Annotated in this window: 20 protein-coding genes; 11 read left to right on the top strand and 9 right to left on the bottom strand. The window is 70.6% G+C overall.

Annotated elements, in window-relative coordinates; translation table 11 throughout:
• Nucleotides 1-46: 46 nt before the first annotated feature.
• On the bottom strand, nt 47-1,093 hold the full coding sequence (locus tag ACZ5Y9_RS16085; protein WP_247624486.1) for a LacI family DNA-binding transcriptional regulator: 1,047 nt from the start codon (nt 1,091-1,093) through the stop codon (nt 47-49).
• A 78-nt stretch (nt 1,094-1,171) separates the two neighbouring features.
• On the opposite strand from ACZ5Y9_RS16085, the gene ACZ5Y9_RS16080 reads away from it, so the two are divergent.
• The gene (locus ACZ5Y9_RS16080; RefSeq protein WP_464471823.1) at nt 1,172-2,431 is read left to right on the top strand and encodes a D-arabinono-1,4-lactone oxidase; all 1,260 of its coding nucleotides are present in this window, start codon (nt 1,172-1,174) and stop codon (nt 2,429-2,431) included.
• 107 nt (nt 2,432-2,538) lie between these two features.
• On the opposite strand, the gene ACZ5Y9_RS16075 is transcribed toward ACZ5Y9_RS16080, so the two are convergent.
• The 3 genes from ACZ5Y9_RS16075 to ACZ5Y9_RS16065 form a co-directional block, all read right to left on the bottom strand.
• Nucleotides 2,539-2,982, bottom strand: a complete 444-nt coding sequence (locus ACZ5Y9_RS16075; RefSeq protein ID WP_247624488.1) for a hypothetical protein — start codon at nt 2,980-2,982, stop codon at nt 2,539-2,541.
• A gap of 86 nt (nt 2,983-3,068) precedes the next feature.
• A complete protein-coding gene (locus tag ACZ5Y9_RS16070) occupies nt 3,069-3,914 on the bottom strand; it encodes an NAD-dependent epimerase/dehydratase family protein (protein WP_247624489.1) in 846 nt (281 codons plus the stop codon).
• 46 nt (nt 3,915-3,960) lie between these two features.
• Complete coding sequence (locus ACZ5Y9_RS16065) at nt 3,961-4,545, bottom strand: antibiotic biosynthesis monooxygenase (RefSeq protein WP_336641695.1); 585 nt, start codon at nt 4,543-4,545, stop codon at nt 3,961-3,963.
• A 144-nt stretch (nt 4,546-4,689) separates the two neighbouring features.
• Between ACZ5Y9_RS16065 and ACZ5Y9_RS16060 the strand changes: the two genes are divergently transcribed.
• Nucleotides 4,690-5,874, top strand: coding sequence for a thiolase family protein (locus ACZ5Y9_RS16060; RefSeq protein ID WP_247624491.1), 1,185 nt, complete (start codon nt 4,690-4,692; stop codon nt 5,872-5,874).
• A gap of 2 nt (nt 5,875-5,876) precedes the next feature.
• Here ACZ5Y9_RS16060 and ACZ5Y9_RS16055 read toward each other — a convergent pair whose 3' ends face one another.
• The gene (locus ACZ5Y9_RS16055) at nt 5,877-6,380 is read right to left on the bottom strand and encodes a MarR family winged helix-turn-helix transcriptional regulator (protein WP_247624492.1); all 504 of its coding nucleotides are present in this window, start codon (nt 6,378-6,380) and stop codon (nt 5,877-5,879) included.
• Between the two features lie 112 nt (nt 6,381-6,492).
• Here ACZ5Y9_RS16055 and ACZ5Y9_RS16050 point away from each other — a divergent pair, with 112 nt between their 5' ends.
• The 5 genes from ACZ5Y9_RS16050 (at nt 6,493) to ACZ5Y9_RS16030 (ending at nt 12,364) form a co-directional block, all read left to right on the top strand.
• Nucleotides 6,493-7,428, top strand: coding sequence for an NADP-dependent oxidoreductase (locus tag ACZ5Y9_RS16050; protein WP_464471822.1), 936 nt, complete (start codon nt 6,493-6,495; stop codon nt 7,426-7,428).
• 454 nt (nt 7,429-7,882) lie between these two features.
• Entirely contained in the window at nt 7,883-9,385 is a 1,503-nt protein-coding gene (locus tag ACZ5Y9_RS16045; RefSeq protein ID WP_464471821.1) for a CoA-acylating methylmalonate-semialdehyde dehydrogenase, read from the top strand.
• Nucleotides 9,386-9,447: 62 nt separating this feature from the next.
• On the top strand, nt 9,448-10,635 hold the full coding sequence (locus ACZ5Y9_RS16040; protein WP_247624495.1) for an acyl-CoA dehydrogenase family protein: 1,188 nt from the start codon (nt 9,448-9,450) through the stop codon (nt 10,633-10,635).
• Nucleotides 10,632-11,525 carry a 3-hydroxyisobutyrate dehydrogenase gene (gene mmsB / locus ACZ5Y9_RS16035; protein ID WP_464471820.1) on the top strand — a complete coding sequence of 298 codons (894 nt, stop codon included), beginning with the start codon at nt 10,632-10,634 and terminating at the stop codon, nt 11,523-11,525. The genes ACZ5Y9_RS16040 and mmsB overlap by 4 nt, the downstream gene beginning before the upstream one ends.
• Before the next feature lie 62 nt (nt 11,526-11,587).
• The gene (locus ACZ5Y9_RS16030; protein ID WP_464471819.1) at nt 11,588-12,364 is read left to right on the top strand and encodes an enoyl-CoA hydratase-related protein; all 777 of its coding nucleotides are present in this window, start codon (nt 11,588-11,590) and stop codon (nt 12,362-12,364) included.
• Nucleotides 12,365-12,378: 14 nt separating this feature from the next.
• On the opposite strand, the gene ACZ5Y9_RS16025 is transcribed toward ACZ5Y9_RS16030, so the two are convergent.
• The 3 genes from ACZ5Y9_RS16025 to ACZ5Y9_RS16015 are packed head-to-tail and all read right to left on the bottom strand — an operon-like array spanning nt 12,379 to nt 13,833.
• Nucleotides 12,379-12,822: a YdeI/OmpD-associated family protein gene (locus ACZ5Y9_RS16025; protein WP_336641702.1), complete on the bottom strand. Its 444-nt coding sequence runs from the start codon at nt 12,820-12,822 to the stop codon at nt 12,379-12,381.
• A 20-nt stretch (nt 12,823-12,842) separates the two neighbouring features.
• Nucleotides 12,843-13,295 (bottom strand): SRPBCC family protein, encoded by a 453-nt coding sequence (locus ACZ5Y9_RS16020; RefSeq protein WP_247624499.1) that lies wholly within the window; start codon nt 13,293-13,295, stop codon nt 12,843-12,845.
• A gap of 1 nt (nt 13,296) precedes the next feature.
• Entirely contained in the window at nt 13,297-13,833 is a 537-nt protein-coding gene (locus tag ACZ5Y9_RS16015) for a MarR family winged helix-turn-helix transcriptional regulator (RefSeq protein ID WP_247624500.1), read from the bottom strand.
• A gap of 122 nt (nt 13,834-13,955) precedes the next feature.
• Between ACZ5Y9_RS16015 and ACZ5Y9_RS16010 the strand changes: the two genes are divergently transcribed.
• The 3 genes from ACZ5Y9_RS16010 (at nt 13,956) to ACZ5Y9_RS16000 (ending at nt 17,351) form a co-directional block, all read left to right on the top strand.
• Nucleotides 13,956-14,732: an electron transfer flavoprotein subunit beta/FixA family protein gene (locus ACZ5Y9_RS16010; RefSeq protein ID WP_464471818.1), complete on the top strand. Its 777-nt coding sequence runs from the start codon at nt 13,956-13,958 to the stop codon at nt 14,730-14,732.
• 1 nt (nt 14,733) lies between these two features.
• Nucleotides 14,734-15,702: an electron transfer flavoprotein subunit alpha/FixB family protein gene (locus ACZ5Y9_RS16005; protein ID WP_464471817.1), complete on the top strand. Its 969-nt coding sequence runs from the start codon at nt 14,734-14,736 to the stop codon at nt 15,700-15,702.
• A 341-nt stretch (nt 15,703-16,043) separates the two neighbouring features.
• Entirely contained in the window at nt 16,044-17,351 is a 1,308-nt protein-coding gene (locus tag ACZ5Y9_RS16000) for a cytochrome b/b6 domain-containing protein (RefSeq protein ID WP_464471816.1), read from the top strand.
• 137 nt (nt 17,352-17,488) lie between these two features.
• Here ACZ5Y9_RS16000 and ACZ5Y9_RS15995 read toward each other — a convergent pair whose 3' ends face one another.
• The gene (locus ACZ5Y9_RS15995; RefSeq protein ID WP_247633817.1) at nt 17,489-17,995 is read right to left on the bottom strand and encodes a GNAT family N-acetyltransferase; all 507 of its coding nucleotides are present in this window, start codon (nt 17,993-17,995) and stop codon (nt 17,489-17,491) included.
• 131 nt (nt 17,996-18,126) lie between these two features.
• On the opposite strand from ACZ5Y9_RS15995, the gene ACZ5Y9_RS15990 reads away from it, so the two are divergent.
• Nucleotides 18,127-18,687: an acyl-CoA thioesterase gene (locus tag ACZ5Y9_RS15990; protein ID WP_247624505.1), complete on the top strand. Its 561-nt coding sequence runs from the start codon at nt 18,127-18,129 to the stop codon at nt 18,685-18,687.
• The last annotated feature ends 43 nt before the right edge of the window (nt 18,688-18,730 follow it).

Genomic DNA, 18,730 nt, shown 5'->3' with positions numbered 1-18,730 from the left:
GATGTAATCGCGGGCGCAAGCGTGCGATCCGAACGGATGCAGGCGCCTAAGGGCGGTAGCCGAGCGGTGCGGCCTTCGTGCTGTCTCTCTCGAGGAGATGATGCGACAGTGTCAGCGCCCGCGGGGGAGCGGCCCGGTCGTCCATGCGGGTCTCGAGCAGGCCGAGGGCGGCGACCGCGAAGGCCCGACGGTCGAACGCGATGGTCGTCAGTGAGGGCGAGGTGTACTTCGAGAACTCGACGTCGTCGAAGCCCGTGACGATCACGTCCTCCGGCACGCGTACACCGCGGTCGTGCAGGGCGTGCAGGGCGCCGAGGGCGAGGGAGTCGGTGAAGGCGACGATCGCATCGAAGGCGACACCGCGCTCGAACAGCGTGCGCACGGCATCCGCCCCGCCCGCCATCTCCCACGGCAGGCGATTGACCTCGAGCGCGGGGTCGCGGGGGATGCCGGCCTCCCGCAGTGCGTCGTGCACGCCCTCGAGTCGCAGGCGGCTCGTCGCCGTGGCGACCGAGGGGTCGTCGTCGGCGCCGACCACCGCGATCCGCCGGGCGCCGCGCGCGAGAACGTGCCGCGTGGCGTCGGCGGCGGCGAGCCGGCTGTCGATGCGCACATGATCGGCGCGGTTCTGCTCGACCTCGCCGATCACCACGAGCGGCGGCAGGCGGTCGGCGTACTTGAGCACGCTGTCCTCGAGACGGATGGGGTTGAGGATCAGGCCGTCGACGAGGTGGGCGCGGGCGCGGGAGACCAGCTCCTTCTCACGCTCGGGCTCGGATGCCGTCTCCTCGATCTGCACGGCCAGCCCCCGCTCGTGCGCGGCTTCGACGATGCGGTGCACGAGCTCGGCCGAGAACGCGGTCGCAAGATCGGGGAGGGCGACGGCGATGATCCCCGAGCGTCCCTTGCGCAACCCGCGGGCGCTGAGATTCGGCACGAAGTCGAGCTGCGCCATCGCCGCTTCGACCTTGGAGCGCGTGTCGTCGTTCACGGGGACGGTGCCGGTGACGACATTCGAGACCGTCTTCGGCGAGACGCCGGCGAGAGCGGCGACGTCTTTCATCGTCGCGCGGCGCGGCGGGATCGTCGTCATGCGGTCAGCCTACCGGCGGGGTCGTCATCCGCCGCAGTACATCGTTGTAGAGGATGTGCTCCTGGCTATGCTGGCGCGATGGGCAACGAACGCAACTGGGCGGGCAACCTCACCTATCGGGCATCCCGGGTCGAGCACCCGACGTCGATCGACGCGCTGCGGGCGTTGCTCGCGCAGGGCGGACCGGTGCGGATGCTGGGCTCGCGCCACTGCTTCAACGACATCGCCGACACCGAGGGTGCGCTGATCGCCCTCGACCGACTGCCCGCGGTCTTCGAGGTGAGCCCGGAGCGCGACGCCGTGCGGGTGGCCGGAGGACTGCGCTACGGCGACATCGCCCCGCTGCTCGCCGCCGAGGGGCTCGCGCTCGCCAACCTCGCCTCGCTGCCGCACATCTCCGTCGCCGGTGCCGTCGCCACCGGAACCCACGGCTCCGGTGACGCGATCGGCTCTCTCGCGAGTGCCGTGCGCGCCCTCACGATCGTCACCCCGGGTGGCGAGACGCGCGAGCTGCGTCGCGGCGACGTCGACTTCGACGGTGCGGTCGTGAGTCTCGGCGCCCTCGGCGCGGTCGTCGACCTCACCCTCGACGTCGAGCCGACCTACGACGTCGCGCAGCACGTCTTCGAGCACCCGTCGTGGGACGCGATCCTCACCGACCTCGAAGCGGTCACCGGCATCGGCACCAGCGTCAGTATCTTCTCGACCTGGCAGCACACCGACGTCGCCGACCAGATCTGGGTCAAGCAGCGCCTCCCCGAGGCGCGCGAGGCCGCCCGCGAGTCCCTGTTCGAGAGCCTGGGGGCCGAAGCCGCGGCGAGCAAGCGGCATCCGATCCTCGGCGTCGACCCCGTCGCGTGCACCGAACAGCTCGGCGCGCCCGGGCCGTGGTTCGAGCGGCTCGCGCACTTCAAGCTCGAGTTCACCCCTTCGGCCGGTGCCGAGATCCAGAGCGAGTACCTCGTGCCCCGTGCCGACGCCGTCGCCGCGATCCAGGCCGTGCGCTCGCTCGCCGGGCAGATCGCTCCGCTGCTGCTGGTGAACGAGATCCGCACGGTGAACGCCGACGACCTCTGGCTGAGTTCGTCGCACGGCACGGATGCCGTCGGCATCCACTTCACCTGGAAGCCCGACGAAGCAGCCGTGCGCGCGTTCCTGCCGACGCTCGAAGCGGCGCTGCCGCCCACCGCCCGCCCGCACTGGGGCAAGGTGTTCACGCTCGACGCCGCCGAGGTGCGCGAACGGTATCCGCGTTTCGACGACTTCGCTGCGCTGGCCGCGCGCTTCGACCCGGAGCGGCGTCTCGTCAACCCGTATCTGGAGCGGCTCGGGCTGTAGGCGTTCTGCGGGTGGGGCCCTTCGACAGGCTCAGGGACCCAGGTTTCGGAACTGGGTTGCGAGCCGAGTACTGGGTTGCTGAGCTTGTCGAAGCACCCGCCACGTGTCTAGAACTGGGTTGCTGAGCTCGTCGGAGCATCCCGCGCGAAGAACGGCCGCGGCCATGCCCCGAGCGCCAGGACGGCCAGCACCGTCTGGATCAGACCGGTCGCGAAGAAGATGCCGTGCAGTGGAGACCACACGAGCAGGATCGCGATCTCGACGAAGATCCAGATCATCATCGTGATGCCCGCCGCCGCGTGCATACCCCACGCGAGCGCGAACCGGCCGAACTGCGCGACCAGCGCGAGCACCTGCACGCCCCCGACGACGACGCCCAGGATCACCCCCGGCCACACGTACGAGTCGAAGCCCGTGCCCTCCAGCCACTCCGTCGGCACGCCCATGCCGCCGCCGACGGTCAGGCCGATCATGCCGGCGAGGGCGGACAGCAGGGCGAACGTCGCGACGGCGGCGAGCGGGATCCGGAGTGCGCGGGGCGGGCGGCTCATGCCTCGACGGTAGCGCGTGGATGCCGTCGGGGTTGCTGAGACCAGAGCTGGGTTGCTGAGCCTGTCGAGTGCCTGCCGCAGGCGCGTCAGACCTCGTCGCGCCAGGAGTGCTGCGGGTCGTAGCCCAGCACCCGCCGCGCCCGGTCGATCGACAGCAGCGTCTCGTTCGGCCCGACGTCGCGGGTGACCGGCACGCCGGGGAAGACCTCGGCGATCAGCTCGGCGTTCGGCCGCGACATCACCGTGTCGGCGGCCGCGATGATGAACCTGTCGAACCCGGGGGCCGCGACCTCGAGGGCGCGCTGCACGGCCTGGGCGCCGTCGCGGGCGTCGATGTAGCCCCACAGGTTCCACTTGCGCAGCGTCGCATCGGCGTCGAAGGCGGGGAACGCGGCGTAGTCCTCGGGGTCCATGACGTTCGAGAACCGCAGCGCGGTGATCGACACGCCCGGGTGCCAGCGCACGAGCTCGGTCGCCAGCTGCTCCTCGAGCGTCTTCACCAGCGAGTACACCGACTCGGGCCGGGGAGGGTAGTCCTCGTCGACCGGGATGTAGGGCGGCGGCACGTCGAACGGCAGCCCCAGCACGGTCTCGCTCGACGCGTAGACGATGCGACGGATGCCGAGGCGCACCGCCGCCCAGAACACGTTGAACGTGGCCGGCATGTTGTTGTGGAAGGTGGCGACGTCGCTGCGGATGCCGGGAGCGGGGATCGCGCCGAGATGCACGACCGCGTCGATGCCGTCGTGCCGGTCGCCGACCGCGGTGAACGCGTCGACCACCTGCCCGTAGTCCGTCAGATCGACCTGCACGAAGTCCGGACCGCGGACCCCCGTGACGTCCATCCCGATGACCTCGTACCCGTTCGCCCGGAGTTCCCTCGCGACGACGCGGCCGAGCTTGCCCGATGATCCGGTGAGAGCGATGCGCATGTCACCACAGTGCCACGGCATCCGCTCCCGGGGGTGTCCCTTGACTTCAGCGCGCCAGCCAGTGGCGCAGGCGCCGGGTCACCCAGGGCAGCACGAGGTAGGCCATGATCGGTGTCAGCACCGCGGTGGTCACGAGCACCCGCAGCCAGATCGGCAGTGCATCCCATCCCGGCACGGGTGACATCGCGTACGTGAAGGCGAGGTTCACCGGGAAGAACCCGAGCCAGATCGACACCGCCTGCTTCCACCGCGGCGGGGCGTTCACGACCGCGACCTCGGCCCGGCCATCCGTCGTCTGCACCGTGATCGTGCCGGTGGTCGGTTCGTCGAACCATCCCTCGATTCCGGTGCGGCGGCGCGAGCGCTCGCTGCGCACGAAGCCCTCGCCCATCGACAGCCACCAGCCGCGCTCGCCGGAGTCCTCCCACGCGGTGAGCGTCTGCTCGTCGGCGAACCGGTACAGCATGTGCCAGACGTTGGTCTCATCCCCCGACCGCACCCAGCCCGACCCGAGGAATCCCGGGTACTTGTTGGCGAGGTTGACGCCGGTCTGCACCCACGCGGTCGCCTCGGCGATGCGGGCGGGGTCGACTTCACGGCGGATGGACACGGTGATGGGATCACTGGACATGGTGGGGTCCTCGAGAGAGCGGGCGGCCCGGGTCGCGGGCCTGCGTGCGGGGTGCGCCGGGGTGATGGCGCGTCGTCGATTCTATTCGCGGCGTGTGACGGGCGGATTACGGCGCGGGCGCAGCGATCGGCGCAGAATGGGGGAATGAGCACGCGCAGCGAAGCCGTTCTGGTCGATGTCGTCCGCACCCCGGTCGGGCGCGGCAAGCCCGGGGGTGCGCTCTCGGGAGTGCATCCGGTCGATCTCGCCGCCGGAGTGCTGCAGGCGCTGCTCGAGCGCAACGGCCTCGACTCGCGTCAGATCGACGACGTGCTGCTCGGCTGCGTGAGTCAGGTGGGAGACCAGTCGACGAACATCGCGCGCCAGGCGGTGCTGGCCGCGGGCTTCGACGAGAGCGTGCCGGGGGCGACGATCGACCGGCAGTGCGGGTCGAGCCAGCAGGCGGTGCACATCGCGGCGCAGGGGATCATGGCCGGCGCCTACGACATCGTGATCGCGGGCGGGGTCGAGTCGATGAGCCGGGTGCCCCTCGGATCGTCGGCGGCCGGCGGCTCCCCGATGTCACCGCGCGTGCGCGCCCGGTATCCCGAGGGGCTGGTGAACCAGGGCGTCTCGGCCGAGCTGATCGCGCAGCGCTGGGGGCTCGACCGTGACGCGCTCGACGCCTACGCCGCCGAGTCGCACCGGCGGGCGGCGGATGCCTGGGCCGCGGGCTTCTTCGATCGCACGGTCGTCGGGGTCGTCGAAGCGCCGGATGCCGTGACCGACGAGACCGTCCGAGCGGGAACCACGGCGGAGGGGCTCGCGGGTCTGAACCCGGCCTTCCGCACGGACGCGCTCGCCGCGCGCTTCCCCGACCTCGACTGGCGGATCACCCCGGGCAACTCCTCGCCGCTCACCGACGGCGCCTCGGCCGCGCTGCTGATGAGCGCCGAGAGAGCCGAATCGCTCGGGTTGGTTCCGCGCGCCGGCATCCGCTCGTTCGCCGTCGTCGGCGACGACCCGCTGATGATGCTGACGGGGCCGATCCCGGCGACCCGGCGGATCCTCGACCGCAGCGGCCTCACGATCGACGACCTCGATGCGTACGAGGTGAACGAGGCGTTCGCGTCGGTGCCGCTGGCCTGGGCGGCCGAGCTCGGTGCCGACCCGGCCAGGCTCAACCCGCGCGGCGGCGCGATCGCGCTCGGCCATGCGCTCGGCTCGTCGGGCACGCGCCTGCTCGGAACACTCGTGGATCACCTCGACGCGGTGGGTGGTCGCTACGGGCTGCAGACGATGTGCGAGGGCGGCGGCATGGCCAACGCGATGATCGTCGAGAGGCTGTAGGGCTACTCGGCCGTCCTGCGGCGGCGGGGCGCGGCCGAGCGCGGGGGGATCCGGCGCATGTGCTCGCGCACCTTCTCGAGCGGTGCGGTGAGCGAGCGGACGTCGTCGGCGTCGAGCGGCGCGAGGAACAACCTTCGCAGCTCGCCGATATGCCCCGGGAAGACGGCGGAGAGCACGGCCCGCCCGGCGTCGGTGATCGTGAGCGTCACGCCGCGCTCATCGTCGGGCGACGGGGCGCGCGTCACCAGGCCCCTCTTCTCGAGCAGGCCGGCCTGGTGGGTGAGGCCGCTGCGGCTGAGCACGATGCCATCGGCCAGCGCGGTCATGCGGGCGCTGCCGTTCGGTGAATCCCCGAGGGTCGCGAGCAGCTGGAACTGCACGTAGCTGAGGTCTCCGGTCTCCTTCAGCTGCTGTTCGACGGCGTGCCGCAGCAGGCTGCTCACCTCGATCAGTGCGAAGTACGCACCGAGTTCGGCGGGGTCGAGGGGAGGGGTGTCGGCGGCCATGCTCTCCAGTGTAGGTGTTTCGATCTCGAATTAGTTGCTTCGATATCGAAGCAGTGCTACGGTTCGATAAGTGCTTCAACTTCGAAGCATCTGAATCGAGAAGGAAGTCATCATGAAGGCAGCACGTTTCCACCAGCTCGGCGGCCCCGAGGTCCTGCGCGTCGACGAGGTCGAAGTCTCCGAGCCGGGCGAGGGGCAGGTGCGCATCCGCGTCGCGGGCGCCGGTTTCAACCCCGCCGACGGCGGCATCCGCGGGGGAACCCTCCCGTTTCCCGTCGCGCTCCCGCACACCCCCGGTTACGACGTCGCCGGCACGATCGACGCGATCGGGGTCGGCGTCGACGGTCGGGCGATCGGCGACAGGGTCATCGGATTCCTCTCGATGACCGACGACGGCGCGGATGCCGAGTACGTCGTCGCGCCCGCGGATCTGCTGGTCGCCGCGCCCGCGGTGGGAGATCTGGTGGATGCCGCGGCGCTCCCGTCGGTCGCACTGACCGCCTGGCAGGCGCTGTTCGATGTCGCCGGGCTGCAGAAGGGGCAGCGCATCCTGATCGTGGGCGCCGGCGGAACGGTCGGTGAGTACGCCGTGCAGCTGGCGAAGCACGCGGGGGTGTTCGTGATCGCGACGGCGAGCCCGCGCAGCCGTGCCGCGGTCGAGGCTGCCGGCGCCGACGAGGTCGTCGATCACACGGGGGGTTCGGTGCGCGACGGGGTGGGGGCTCCGGTCGACGTGCTGCTGAATCTCGCGCCGATCGAGCCCGAGGAGTTCGCGGCGCTCGTCTCACTGGTGGGTGACGGCGGCTTCGTGGTCAGCTCGACCGCGTGGATGCCGACGCCCGGCGACGAGGGCCGAGGCGTGCGCGGCGAGACCGTATACGTGCGCAGTGACCCCGAACAGCTCGCGCATCTCGTCGCCCTGGTCGACGACGGGTCGCTGCGGGTGGTGGCGTCGCGTCGCGTCGGTCTCGAGGAGGTCGCGTCGGTGCACGCGGCCGCCGCAGCCGGCACGCTGCGCGGCAAGGTCGTCATCGTCCCGAGTGCGTGAGGGGGCATAACTCAGGACGGATGCGCCGAATCGGCCGCGAACCGGGCCCGAATCGGCCGATCGGCGCCGTTCGTCCTGAGTCATGGACGGCGGATACCGCGGCTGACGCGTCCGGAAGACGGAGAAGACCCCCGCCGACCCGATTCGGCGGGGGTCTGCGGGCGCTTGGCGCCCGAGGCGCGGAATCCTGTGACTTCCCGATCCGGTCTGAGTCGTCCGCGCATCTGTAGTTGTAGTTCGCCGAAGTGACCGGCCGGTGAACGCCGCCTCAACATCCGGATGCTGCTCCGACCGGTGCGAAATGTCGATTCTGGGGCTCGATACCCGGCATTCGTGATCGATCAGTGCGCTTTTCGGGAGGGGTGGCCGTGAGATGCATGGACGCCCTAGTAAATACGCGGGGATCGAAGTAAACTCGCGATGTGCCAACGATGGCACGAAGGGACGTCGCACAATGACTCGTACCATCCCGCATTTCGTGGGCGGATCGCACCTCACGCCGGCTGACGGGCGCTTCGCCGACGTGTTCGATCCCAGCACCGGCGCCGTGCAGACCCGCGTGCCGCTCGCCTCGGCCGACGAGGTGCGCGCGGTGATCGCGAACGCCGAGGCCGCCCAACAGGAGTGGGCCGCCACCAACCCGCAGAAGCGCGCCCGTGTGCTGCTGCGCTTCCTCGATCTGGTGCAGCGCGAGATGCAGTCTCTCGCCGAGCTGCTCGCGAGCGAGCACGGCAAGACCGTCGATGACGCGAAGGGCGACATCCAGCGCGGGCTCGAGGTCATCGAGTTCTCGGCCGGCGCCCCGCACCTGCTCAAGGGCGAGTACTCGACCGGCGCCGGCGCGGGCATCGACGTCTACTCGATGCGCCAGCCCCTCGGCGTGGTCGCCGCGATCACCCCGTTCAACTTCCCCGCGATGATCCCGCTCTGGAAGGCGGGCCCGGCGCTCGCCGCGGGCAATGCCGTCGTGCTCAAGCCCAGTGAGCGCGACCCCTCGGTGCCGGTGCGCCTCGCCGAGCTCTTCCTCGAAGCCGGGCTTCCCGCCGGCGTGCTCAACGTGGTGCACGGCGACAAGGAGGCCGTCGATGCGCTGCTCACCGACGACCGCATCCGCGCCATCGGATTCGTCGGATCCACGCCGATCGCCGAGTACATCTACGCCACCGCAGCGGCGCACGGCAAGCGCGCGCAATGCTTCGGCGGCGCGAAGAACCACATGATCGTGATGCCCGACGCCGACCTCGATCAGGCGGTCGACGCGCTGATCGGCTCGGGGTACGGATCGGCCGGTGAGCGGTGCATGGCGATCTCGGTGGCGGTACCGGTCGGGCAGCAGACGGCGGATGCTCTCGCCGCCAAGCTCCTCGAACGCGTCGGGCAGTTGCGGGTCGGGCCGTCACTCGCGGCCGATGTCGACTACGGACCCCTGGTCACCCGCGCCGCGGTGGAACGGGTCGAGGGATACATCCAGCAGGGCGTCGACGAGGGCGCGACGCTGCTCGCCGACGGCCGCGGTTTCACGGTCGCCGGCCACGAGGAGGGGTTCTACCTCGGACCGACGCTGTTCGACCACGTCACGACCGACATGGCGATCTACCGCGAGGAGATCTTCGGCCCGGTGCTCGTGATCGCCCGCGCCGCCGACTACGAGGAGGCGCTGCGCATGGCCTCGGAGCACGAGTACGGCAACGGCGTCGCGATCTTCACGCGCGACGGCGACGCCGCCCGCGACTTCGCGGCCCGGGTCGAGGTGGGCATGGTCGGGGTGAACGTACCGATCCCGGTGCCCATCGCCTATTACACGTTCGGCGGCTGGAAGCGCAGCGGGTTCGGCGACCTCAACCAGCACGGCGCCGACGCCTTCCGCTTCTACACGAAGACCAAGACGGTGACGAGCCGCTGGCCCGCGGCGGGCATCCGCGACGGTGCCAGCTTCGTCATCCCCACGATGCACTGACCACATCTTTTGCGGTTCCTGAGCCTGTCGAAGGGCAGGAACCCAGGATCAAGGAGTCGATGATGACCATGACCGACGTGACCACTCCCCTCACCGCCGACGAGCGCGACGCGATCCTCGAGGCCGTGCGCGAGTTCACCGAGATCGAGCTCGCCCCGCACGCGCTCGAGCGCGACGAGCAGCACATCTTCCCCCGCGAGTCGCTGGGCCGCGGCGGCGAGCTGGGCCTCGGCGGCATCTACGTGCGCGAGGAATCCGGCGGCACGGGGCTCAGTCGAACCGACACCGTCGCGATCTTCGAGGAGCTCGCGCAGGGCGACCCCGCGGTCGCGGCGTACATCTCGATCCACAACATGGTGGCGTGGATGATCGACACCTACGGCAGCGACGAGCAGATCGCCCGGTGGATGCCCGATCTCACCGCCATGGCGGAGTTCGGCGGCTACTGCCTCACCGAGCCGGGCGCCGGATCGGATGCCGCGAACATCGCCACGAGCGCGGTGCGCGACGGCGACGACTACGTGCTCACCGGCGTGAAGCAGTTCATCTCCGGCGCGGGCGAGGCCGCGGTGTACGTCGTGATGGCGCGCACCGGCGGCCCCGGTGCCGGTGGCATCAGCGCCATCCTCGTCCCCGGCGATGCCGAGGGGCTCGGCTTCGGCGCCCTCGAGAAGAAGATGGGGTGGCACGCGCAGCCCACGCGCCAGGTGATCTTCGACGGAGTGCGGGTGCCGGCATCCGCTCTGCTCGGCGAGGAGGGGCGCGGTTTCGCGATCGCGATGTCGGCCCTCAACGGCGGACGCCTCAACATCGCCGCCTGCTCGCTGGGCGGCGCGCAGTGGGCGCTCGACCGGGCCGTGCGATACGTGCACGAGCGGGTCGCGTTCGGCGAGCCGCTCGCCGAGAAGCAGTCGATCCTGTTCCAGATCGCCGACATGCGCACCGAACTGCAGGCCGCGCGCCTCATGGTGCGCGACGGCGCGGCGGCGGTCGACGCGAAGGCGCCGGACGCGACGATGCGCTGCGCGATGGCCAAGCGCTTCGCGACCGATGCCGGGTTCGACATCGCCAACCGCGCGCTCCAACTGCACGGCGGCTACGGGTACCTGCAGGACTACGGCATCGAGAAGGTCGTGCGCGACCTGCGGGTGCACCAGATCCTCGAGGGCACGAACGAGATCATGCGGCTCATCGTCGGGCGCGAGATGCTGCGGCCCTCCGGATCGGCTTCGATGCGGAGCGCATCATGAGCCGCATCGCCTTCCTCGGTCTCGGCCACATGGGCCTGCCGATGGCGGTCAACCTCGTGAAGGCCGGGCACGAGGTGCAGGGGTTCGACCCGGTGCCCGCGGCAGCGGATGCGGCGCGGGCCGCCGGCATCCCGATCGCGGCCAGCGGGGCGGACGCCGCAGCCGATGCGGATGCCGTCATCACGATGTTCCCCGCCGGGAAGCACGTGCTCGACGCGTACCACGGCGGGCTGCTCGCGGCGGCCCGGCCCGGCACGCTGTTCATCGAATCGTCGACGATCGCGGTCGACGAGGCGCGCGCGGCGCACGCGCTCGCGCTCGCCGCGGGGCACCGCAACATCGACGCTCCCGTCTCGGGCGGGGTCGTGGGAGCCGAGAACGGCACGCTCGCGTTCATGGTGGGCGGCAGCGACGAGGACTTCGCCGCTGCCCTTCCGCTGCTCGAGGCGATGGGTAAGAGGATCGTGCACTGCGGCGGTTCCGGGCTCGGCCAGGCGGCGAAGGTGTGCAACAACATGGTGCTCGCCGTGTCGCAGATCGCCGTCGCCGAGGCGTTCGTGCTGGGGGAGCGGTTGGGGCTCGAACATCAGGCGCTGTTCGACGTGGTGTCGCAGGCATCCGGTCAGTGCTGGTCGATCACCACCAACTGCCCCGTGCCGGGTCCGGTGCCGACGAGTCCCGCGAACCGCGACTATCAGCCGGGCTTCGCCGGTGCGCTGATGGCCAAGGATCTCGGGCTCGCCCTGCAGGCGATCGAGCAGACCTCGACGGATGCCCGCATGGGTCGGCTCGCCCAGCAGCTCTACGCCGCCTACGCCGCGGGCGACGGCGCCGGCCGCGACTTCTCCGGCATCATCACCGAGATCCGCGACTCCGCACCCCGCTCCTGATCGAGTGGAGCGAGACGAGGGACGCGGGCGCGATACTGAAGACCACGCGACGAAGGAGAGACATGACCGAATACGAGACGATCCTGGTCGAGCAGCGCGGACGCGTGGGGTGGATCACCCTGAACAGACCGCAGGCGCTGAACGCCCTGAACGGCCGGGTGTCGGAGGAGGTCACGGCCGCAGCGGTCGCGTTCGACGCCGATGAGGGCGTGGGGGCGATCGTGGTCACCGGGTCCGAGAAGGCCTTCGCCGCGGGTGCCGACATCAAGGAGATGGAGGGCATGTCGTCGGCCGAGATGCTCGCCACCGACCACTTCGGCGCATGGAGCGACTTCGCGGCCGTGCGCACGCCCGTGATCGCGGCGGTCGCGGGCTTCGCACTGGGCGGCGGATGCGAGCTGGCGATGATGTGCGACATCATCCTCGCCGCCGACACCGCGAAGTTCGGGCAGCCCGAGATCAACCTCGGCGTGATCCCCGGTATGGGAGGAACGCAGCGGCTCATCCGTGCGGTCGGGTACTACAAGGCCGCCGAACTCGTGCTCTCGGGGCGGATCATCGGCGCCGAGGAGGCCGAGCGGATCGGTCTGGTTTCGCGGCTGGTGCCGGCATCCGATCTGCTCGCCGAGGCGACGACGCTCGCCGAGGCGATCGCGTCGAAGTCGCTGCCCTCGCTCTATGCCGCGAAGGCCGCGCTCGACACCGCGATGGAGACCTCGCTCACCGACGGCCTCGCGCACGAGAAGCAGGCGTTCGCGCTGCTCTTCGACACCGAGGATCAGAAGGAGGGCATGGCCGCGTTCCGTGAGAAGCGGCAGCCCGACTTCCGGAACAGATGACTCCCGCGCCCGCCTCAGCCCCGCAGCGACTCGACGATCTTGGCGAGGCGGCGCTCGCGGGTGGCTTCCTGCTTGGCCTCGGCGATCGCGCGAGCGTGCTCCTTGCGGGCCGAGTAGGCGAGGGTGTCGAAGGCGGCGCGCAGCGCGGGGTCGGCGTCGAGGGCGGCAGTGAGTTCGGCGGGCTCGTCGACGGTGCGCTCAGCGGCGTCGAGGCGGATGACGGCGTCGACCTCGTCGCCGATCTCGACGCCCAGTTCGGCGCGCGACGCCTTGCTCAGGCCGATGAGGTTGCGCCCTCCCATGCGGCTGAGACGCAGTCGTGCGGTGCGCTCGCCGATCGTCACCGCCACCGGGAAGGCCTTGCCCGCGCCGAACGATTCGACCTGCTCATCGGTGAGGACGATGGCGGTCGCCGGGCCGCCCGCCGGCAGGGTCGTGTGGATGCGCAGTTCGCTCATGCGCACAGGGTACGCCGGGATCAGGGGTTCTCGAGTTCCGCCACGAGGGTGCGGTTGCGCGCGGCGATCACGCGACGCATGTACTCGCGCAGGAACAGTGCGTCGACCGCGCGCCCGATCGGGCCGAACGGCGAGCGGAACGTCACGACGTCGCGCATGAGGGTGCCCCGCGGATGCTCCGCGAACGAGTGCACGTGCAGGAACGACCCGAACGGCCCCGAGATCTGCCGGTCGCGGAACCCGCGCGGGGGATCGATGTCGAACACCCGCGACCGCAACCGGAACGGGATGCCGAAGTGCCGCGCCCGCCAGGTGGCCGTCGAGCCCTCGCTGAACGCCCCGCCGGCGGGAGCTTCGACCATCGTCTCGCCGTGCGCCGCCATCGATCGCACGTGCAGCTCGGGATCGAGGGATGCCGCGAACACCGCGTCGACGGGAGCGGCGATCACGGTCTCGAGCACGAACTGCGCCATGTCAGAGGGGCTCCGGGGTCGGGCGGGGGTCGGTGAAGTCGCCGGCATCCTTGCGCAGGCGCGCGACGATCGCGACGAGCTCGGCCGCGTCGTCGCGATCGATGCCGGGAGACGCGAACACGTCGGCGTTGAGCGCGGCGGTGGCCCGCTCGACCAGGTCGCGACCGGCCACGGTGAGTGCGAGCAGGGCGGCGCGGCCGTCGTGCGGGTGCGGTTCGCGCACGATCAGCCCGTCGCGCACGAGACGGTCGGCGGTGCTGGTGACGGTGGTCGCGTGCACCTGCAGGCGTGCCACCACGCTCGACAGGGGCAGGCGCCCCTCGCGGCTGAACGCGAGCAGGCGCAGCACCTCGTAGCGCGCGAAGCTCAGTGCGAAGGGCTTGAGGGCCTGATCCACGCGGGCGAGCAGCAGCTGCTGCGCCCGCATGACCGAGGTCACGACGGCCATGCCGTCGGCGGCATCCGTCCATCCGTGCGCGAGCCACTGCCGCTTCGCCTCGGCGAGCGGATCCACGGGCAGGGGGCGGGGACGGGCCACGCCTCTACGGTACTCGGCGCGCGCGCCGCCGAGCGGATGCCGTCACCGCTGGTTCTCAGTTTCATCGAAGCTGAGACGCAGTGCCGCAGGACTAGAATCGACACAGTCGTGAGGAGCAATCGATGAAGATCTTCGTCCTGGTCAAAGAGGTGCCCGACACCTACGGCGACCGCAAGCTGAACCTGGAGACCGGGCTGGCCGATCGGGCCGCCGGAGACGTGGTGCTCGACGAGATCACCGAGCGCGCCCTCGAGGTCGCCCTGAGCCACGCCGACGCGAGCGAGGGCACGGAGGTCGTCGCCATCTCGATGGCCCCCGAGGGGTCGACCGCCACGGTGCGACGTGCGCTCGCGATCGGCGCGGCATCCGCAGTGCACATCGCCGACGAGCAGCTCACCGGCGCCGACCTCGGTCTCACCGCCGAGGTGCTCGCCGCCGCGATCCGCCGCGGCGCCCCCGACCTCGTCATCACCGGCAACCTGTCGACCGACGGCTCGGGCGGGGTCATCCCCGCGATGCTCGCCGAGCACCTCGGCTGGGCGCAGGCGACGGCACTCACGACGGTCGAGATCGGCGCGGATGCCGTCACCGGAACCCGCGCGACCGACTTCGGGTCGCAGACGGTGAGCGCCGCGCTGCCGGCCGTGATCTCGATCACCGAGGCGCTGCCGGACGCCCGCTTCCCGAACTTCAAGGGCATCATGGCCGCGAAGAAGAAGCCGGTGGAAGTGCTCTCGCTCGCCGACCTCGACGTCTCGGCCGATCCCTCCGCGGCGCCGCGCACCATCGTGACCGCGGTCGCCGAGAAGCCCCCGCGTGCGGCGGGGGTCAAGATCACCGACGAGGGCGATGCCGCCCAGCAGCTCGTCGACTACCTCGTGCAGAACAGGCTGGTGTGACATGGGCTACCCCGAGAACCCGATCCTCGTGCTCGTCGACGTCGACCCTGCCGGTGCTCCCGCCTCGAGTACGGCCGCGCTGCTCGGCGCGGCTTCGACGATCGGTGCGCCGGTCGCCGTGATCGTGGGCGGCTCCTCCGATGCCGCCGCCGAGGTCGCCGCGCTCGGAGCATCCGTCGTGCTCACGGCCGATGCGGATGCCGCCGTCCTCACCGTGCCCGTGGTCGACGCCCTGCAGGCCGCGTTCGAGCGGGTGCAGCCCGACGCGGTGCTCGTGTCGAACTCGATCGCCGGACGCGACGCCGCCGCCCGTCTCGCCGTGCGCGCAGGGCTCGCGTTGTCGGTCGACGCGATCGGGGTGTCGCGCGACGACGAGGGCGTGGTCGCGCACCACTCCGTCTACGGCGGCGCGTACCTCGTGGACTCCGCTCCCACCTACGGCGCGCCGGTCATCACGGTGCGTCAGGGCGCGGTGGATGCCCGGGCCGAGGCCGTCGCCTCCCCCTCGGTCGAGGTGCTCGACGTCGCCGGGTCGGGGGTCGCCGCGGCATCCGTCGGCCCGATCGAAGCCGTCGAGCAGGCCTCGTCGCGGCCCGAACTGCGCGGGGCGACCCGCGTCGTCTCGGGTGGACGCGGACTCGCCTCGAAGGAGAAGTTCGTGCTCGTCGAGGAACTCGCCGACGCTCTCGGGGCCGCGGTCGGCGCTTCGCGCGCAGCCGTCGACGCGGGGTACATCCCGCAGTCGCACCAGGTCGGGCAGACCGGCGTCTCGGTGTCGCCGCAGCTGTACGTCGCGCTCGGCATCTCGGGTGCGATCCAGCACCGCGCGGGCATGCAGACCTCCAAGACCATCGTGGCGATCAATAAAGACGGCGAGGCCCCGATCTTCGACGTCGCCGATTTCGGTATCGTCGGCGACCTGTTCACGATCGTGCCTCAGGTGATCGCCGCCCTCGAGGCCCGGAAGTAGGGGAGTCCATGGTCTCCGAGGCTCAGGAGGGGCGGATGCTGCGTCGCGGTCTGCCGCGCGTACCCGGGGGAGAGCCCTGGCCGCCGGCGGGCGCCTCGGCGGGGTGGGTGCCTTCGACGGGCTCAGGGACCCAGGTTTCTGCGGAGCGGGGCCCTTCGACAAGCTCAGGGACCCAGGTTCTTCCCGCTGAGACGGAGTGGGTCGCTGAGCCTGTCGAAGCGTCCCCCCACGAGACGCCGAGCTCCCTCCGTCGCGGACTCCCGCGCACGCCGGGTGGAGAGCCGTGGCCACCGGTCGGAGCTCCCGCGGGGCGGGGCCCTTCGACAGGCTCAGGGACCCAGGTGTCCGAGCCGGTCGCTGACCCGGTCCCTGATCCAGAGCCCGTCGCTGAGCAGGAATCGGTCGCTGAACGAAACCGGGTCGCTGAGCCTGTCGAAGCGTCCGCCCACGAGACTCCCGTCACGTCCGGCATCCGCCGTGGTCTCCCGCGCACTCCGGGCGGCGAGCCCTGGCCGCCGGCCGGCACCGTCGCGGGGCGGGGCCCTTCGACAGGCTCAGGGACCCAGGTTCGTCCCGTCGAACCCGACGGGCCCGCTGAGCAGGACGGGGTCGCTGAGCAGGATCGGGTCGATGACCTCGTCGAAGCGTCCCCCCGCGCGGCACTCGTCGTCACCGCGACCGCCCCGCCCCGCCCTCCCACGGCCTGGAACGGCCGCGCGCCGCGTCACATCACGCTGCCCGCCGCATCCGCTCGTCCGCGCCCGACCTGGACGCAGGGCATCGCCGTGCTGTTCGGTGCCGCAGCCCTCGGTGTTCTCGCGGCGGCCGCGGTCGCGCTCGTGCGCACGCTGCTGAGCTTCCCGTTCATGCAGGACTTCCTCGCGGCGTTCCCCGGCGAGTACACCTCGCCGATCGCCGTCGAGCCGGGCTTCGCGCCGTGGGTCGGGTGGCAGCACTTCTTCAACGTGTTCCTGATGGTGCTGATCATCCGCTCGGGTCTGCGGGTGCGCACCGAGAAGCGGCCGACCGTGTTCTGGGCGCCGCGGGGAAATCCCAAGGGCAAGATCAGCCTGACGCTGTGGTTCCATCAGGCGCTCGACATCCTGTGGCTCGTGAACGGTGTCGTGTTCGTGGTGCTGCTGATCGTCACCGGGCACTGGGTGCGGATCGTGCCGACGAGCTGGGAGGTCTTCCCGAATGCGCTGTCGGCGGCCCTGCAGTACGTGTCGTTCGACTGGCCGCACGAGAACGGCTGGAACAACTACAACAGTCTGCAGCAGCTCGCCTACTTCGCGACCGTTTTCATCGCTGCCCCGCTGGCGGCGATCACCGGCTTCCGGATGTCGGGGCTGTGGCCCAAGAAGGCCGAGAAGCTCTCGAAGGCGTACCCGGTGGAGTGGGCGCGGGCGCTGCACTTCCCGATCATGCTGTATTTCGTGGCGTTCATCATCGCGCACGTGGCGCTGGTGATGCTGACCGGATTCCTGCGCAACCTCAACCACATGTACGCGTCTCAGGATGCCGTGACGTGGACGGGCTTCTGGGTGTTCGTGGTGTCGCTCGTGGTGATCGCCGGCGCGTGGGTGGCGGCTCGCCCCCTGGTGCTCGCCCCTATCGCGAAGGTCTTCGGCAACGTGTCGGGGCGGTAGCCCCGCGCACCCCTGCGATCGCCGCGACCCCCGAAAGCGTCGAGACCCACCGAAAACGTCGAGACCCATCACGCCCGACGTGGGCGGTGATGGGTCTCGACGATCGTGGTGGGTCTCGGCGCCCGAGGAACGGATGCTCAGCGCGTGAAGCGCACCTCGGTCAGCGTCTCGCCGAGGAACGGTTCGGTGTGGGTGGCGCCGTCGAGCGTGAAGCCGTTGCGCGCGTAGAAGCGGTGCGCGCGGGGGTTGTCCTCGGCGACCCAGAGGTAGAGCGGGGCGTCCTTCTCGACGGTGGCGTCGAAGAGCTTCTGGCCGATGCCGGTGGAGTGCCAGGCATCGAGCAGGTAGATGAAGTACAGCTCGCGCAGCGCCGGGGCGTCCTTGTCGCGGGCGGGACCGGAGCCGGCGAAGCCGACGATCTCGCCGTCGACGAGGGCGGCGCGCATCGTGAAGTCGGGGCCCTGTGAGGCCCAGTGCGTCCACAGCTCGGCCATGCGGCGCGGCGACACCTTCTCGAGGGCGGCCTTGCTGATCAGGTGGTCGTAGGTCTCGTGCCAGCACTGGGCGTGCACGCGACCGAGGGCTTCCGCGTCCACATCACGGACCGGACGGACGATGACTTCGGGCTGGGCTTCGGCGCTCATGTTCGTGACTCTACGCGCGGCATCCGCTATCCGGAAATCGAGCGGATGCCGTCGATGGCCGCCCACGAGGGCATGGAGGATCTCGACAATGATCTTCGCGGATCGTGCGCGGATGAATACGATCATTCCTCGTGAACGTGATCTGGCGCACCCTCCTGGTGATCTTCCGTGCCCGCTCCCGCGTGCGGCGGGGCAAGACCCTCGATCCGACGGCGGTGGGCAGCATCCGTCTGACGACCCTGCCGACCGACATCGACGTCCTGCGGCACATGAACAACGGCCGCTACCTGTCGCTGTTCGACCTCGGGCGCTGGGATCTGCTCATCCGCACCGGGCTGTTCGACGCGATGAAGGACAACCGCTGGTACGCGGTGGTCTCGAGCGAAACGGTGACCTTCCGCAGGTCGCTCGTGCCGTGGCAGCGGTTCGAGGTGCAGTCGCGGTTCATCGGGCACGACGATCGGGCGCTGTTCCTCGAGCACCGCGCGGTCGTGAAGGGTCAGATCTACGCGCGGGCGATCGTGCGGGCGCGGATGCTGCGCCGCTCCGGCGGCACCGTGTCGAACGAGGAGCTGTTCGCCGCGGTCGGCAAGCCCGAGGGCGTGCCCGAGATCGATGCGTGGGTGCACGAGTGGGCCGCGGCATCCGCCCTGCCGCCCGTGCGCGATCAGGCTCCGAGCGTCTGGAACTGACAGGGCGCCACCCGCGGAATCACGGGCGAGCCAGCGGGCCGAG

The sequence above is a fragment of the Microbacterium sp. T3-8 genome (genome assembly GCF_055398145.1).
This window is presented reverse-complemented; position numbering and strand designations above follow the sequence as displayed.

Coding starts and splice junctions, on each gene's coding strand:
- ACZ5Y9_RS16085 (WP_247624486.1), bottom strand. CDS start 1,093: ATGACGACGATCCCGCCGCGCCGCGCGACGATGAAAGACGTCGCCGCT.
- ACZ5Y9_RS16080 (WP_464471823.1), top strand. CDS start 1,172: ATGGGCAACGAACGCAACTGGGCGGGCAACCTCACCTATCGGGCATCC.
- ACZ5Y9_RS16075 (WP_247624488.1), bottom strand. CDS start 2,982: ATGAGCCGCCCGCCCCGCGCACTCCGGATCCCGCTCGCCGCCGTCGCG.
- ACZ5Y9_RS16070 (WP_247624489.1), bottom strand. CDS start 3,914: ATGCGCATCGCTCTCACCGGATCATCGGGCAAGCTCGGCCGCGTCGTC.
- ACZ5Y9_RS16065 (WP_336641695.1), bottom strand. CDS start 4,545: ATGTCCAGTGATCCCATCACCGTGTCCATCCGCCGTGAAGTCGACCCC.
- ACZ5Y9_RS16060 (WP_247624491.1), top strand. CDS start 4,690: ATGAGCACGCGCAGCGAAGCCGTTCTGGTCGATGTCGTCCGCACCCCG.
- ACZ5Y9_RS16055 (WP_247624492.1), bottom strand. CDS start 6,380: ATGGCCGCCGACACCCCTCCCCTCGACCCCGCCGAACTCGGTGCGTAC.
- ACZ5Y9_RS16050 (WP_464471822.1), top strand. CDS start 6,493: ATGAAGGCAGCACGTTTCCACCAGCTCGGCGGCCCCGAGGTCCTGCGC.
- ACZ5Y9_RS16045 (WP_464471821.1), top strand. CDS start 7,883: ATGACTCGTACCATCCCGCATTTCGTGGGCGGATCGCACCTCACGCCG.
- ACZ5Y9_RS16040 (WP_247624495.1), top strand. CDS start 9,448: ATGACCATGACCGACGTGACCACTCCCCTCACCGCCGACGAGCGCGAC.
- mmsB (WP_464471820.1), top strand. CDS start 10,632: ATGAGCCGCATCGCCTTCCTCGGTCTCGGCCACATGGGCCTGCCGATG.
- ACZ5Y9_RS16030 (WP_464471819.1), top strand. CDS start 11,588: ATGACCGAATACGAGACGATCCTGGTCGAGCAGCGCGGACGCGTGGGG.
- ACZ5Y9_RS16025 (WP_336641702.1), bottom strand. CDS start 12,822: ATGAGCGAACTGCGCATCCACACGACCCTGCCGGCGGGCGGCCCGGCG.
- ACZ5Y9_RS16020 (WP_247624499.1), bottom strand. CDS start 13,295: ATGGCGCAGTTCGTGCTCGAGACCGTGATCGCCGCTCCCGTCGACGCG.
- ACZ5Y9_RS16010 (WP_464471818.1), top strand. CDS start 13,956: ATGAAGATCTTCGTCCTGGTCAAAGAGGTGCCCGACACCTACGGCGAC.
- ACZ5Y9_RS16005 (WP_464471817.1), top strand. CDS start 14,734: ATGGGCTACCCCGAGAACCCGATCCTCGTGCTCGTCGACGTCGACCCT.
- ACZ5Y9_RS15995 (WP_247633817.1), bottom strand. CDS start 17,995: ATGAGCGCCGAAGCCCAGCCCGAAGTCATCGTCCGTCCGGTCCGTGAT.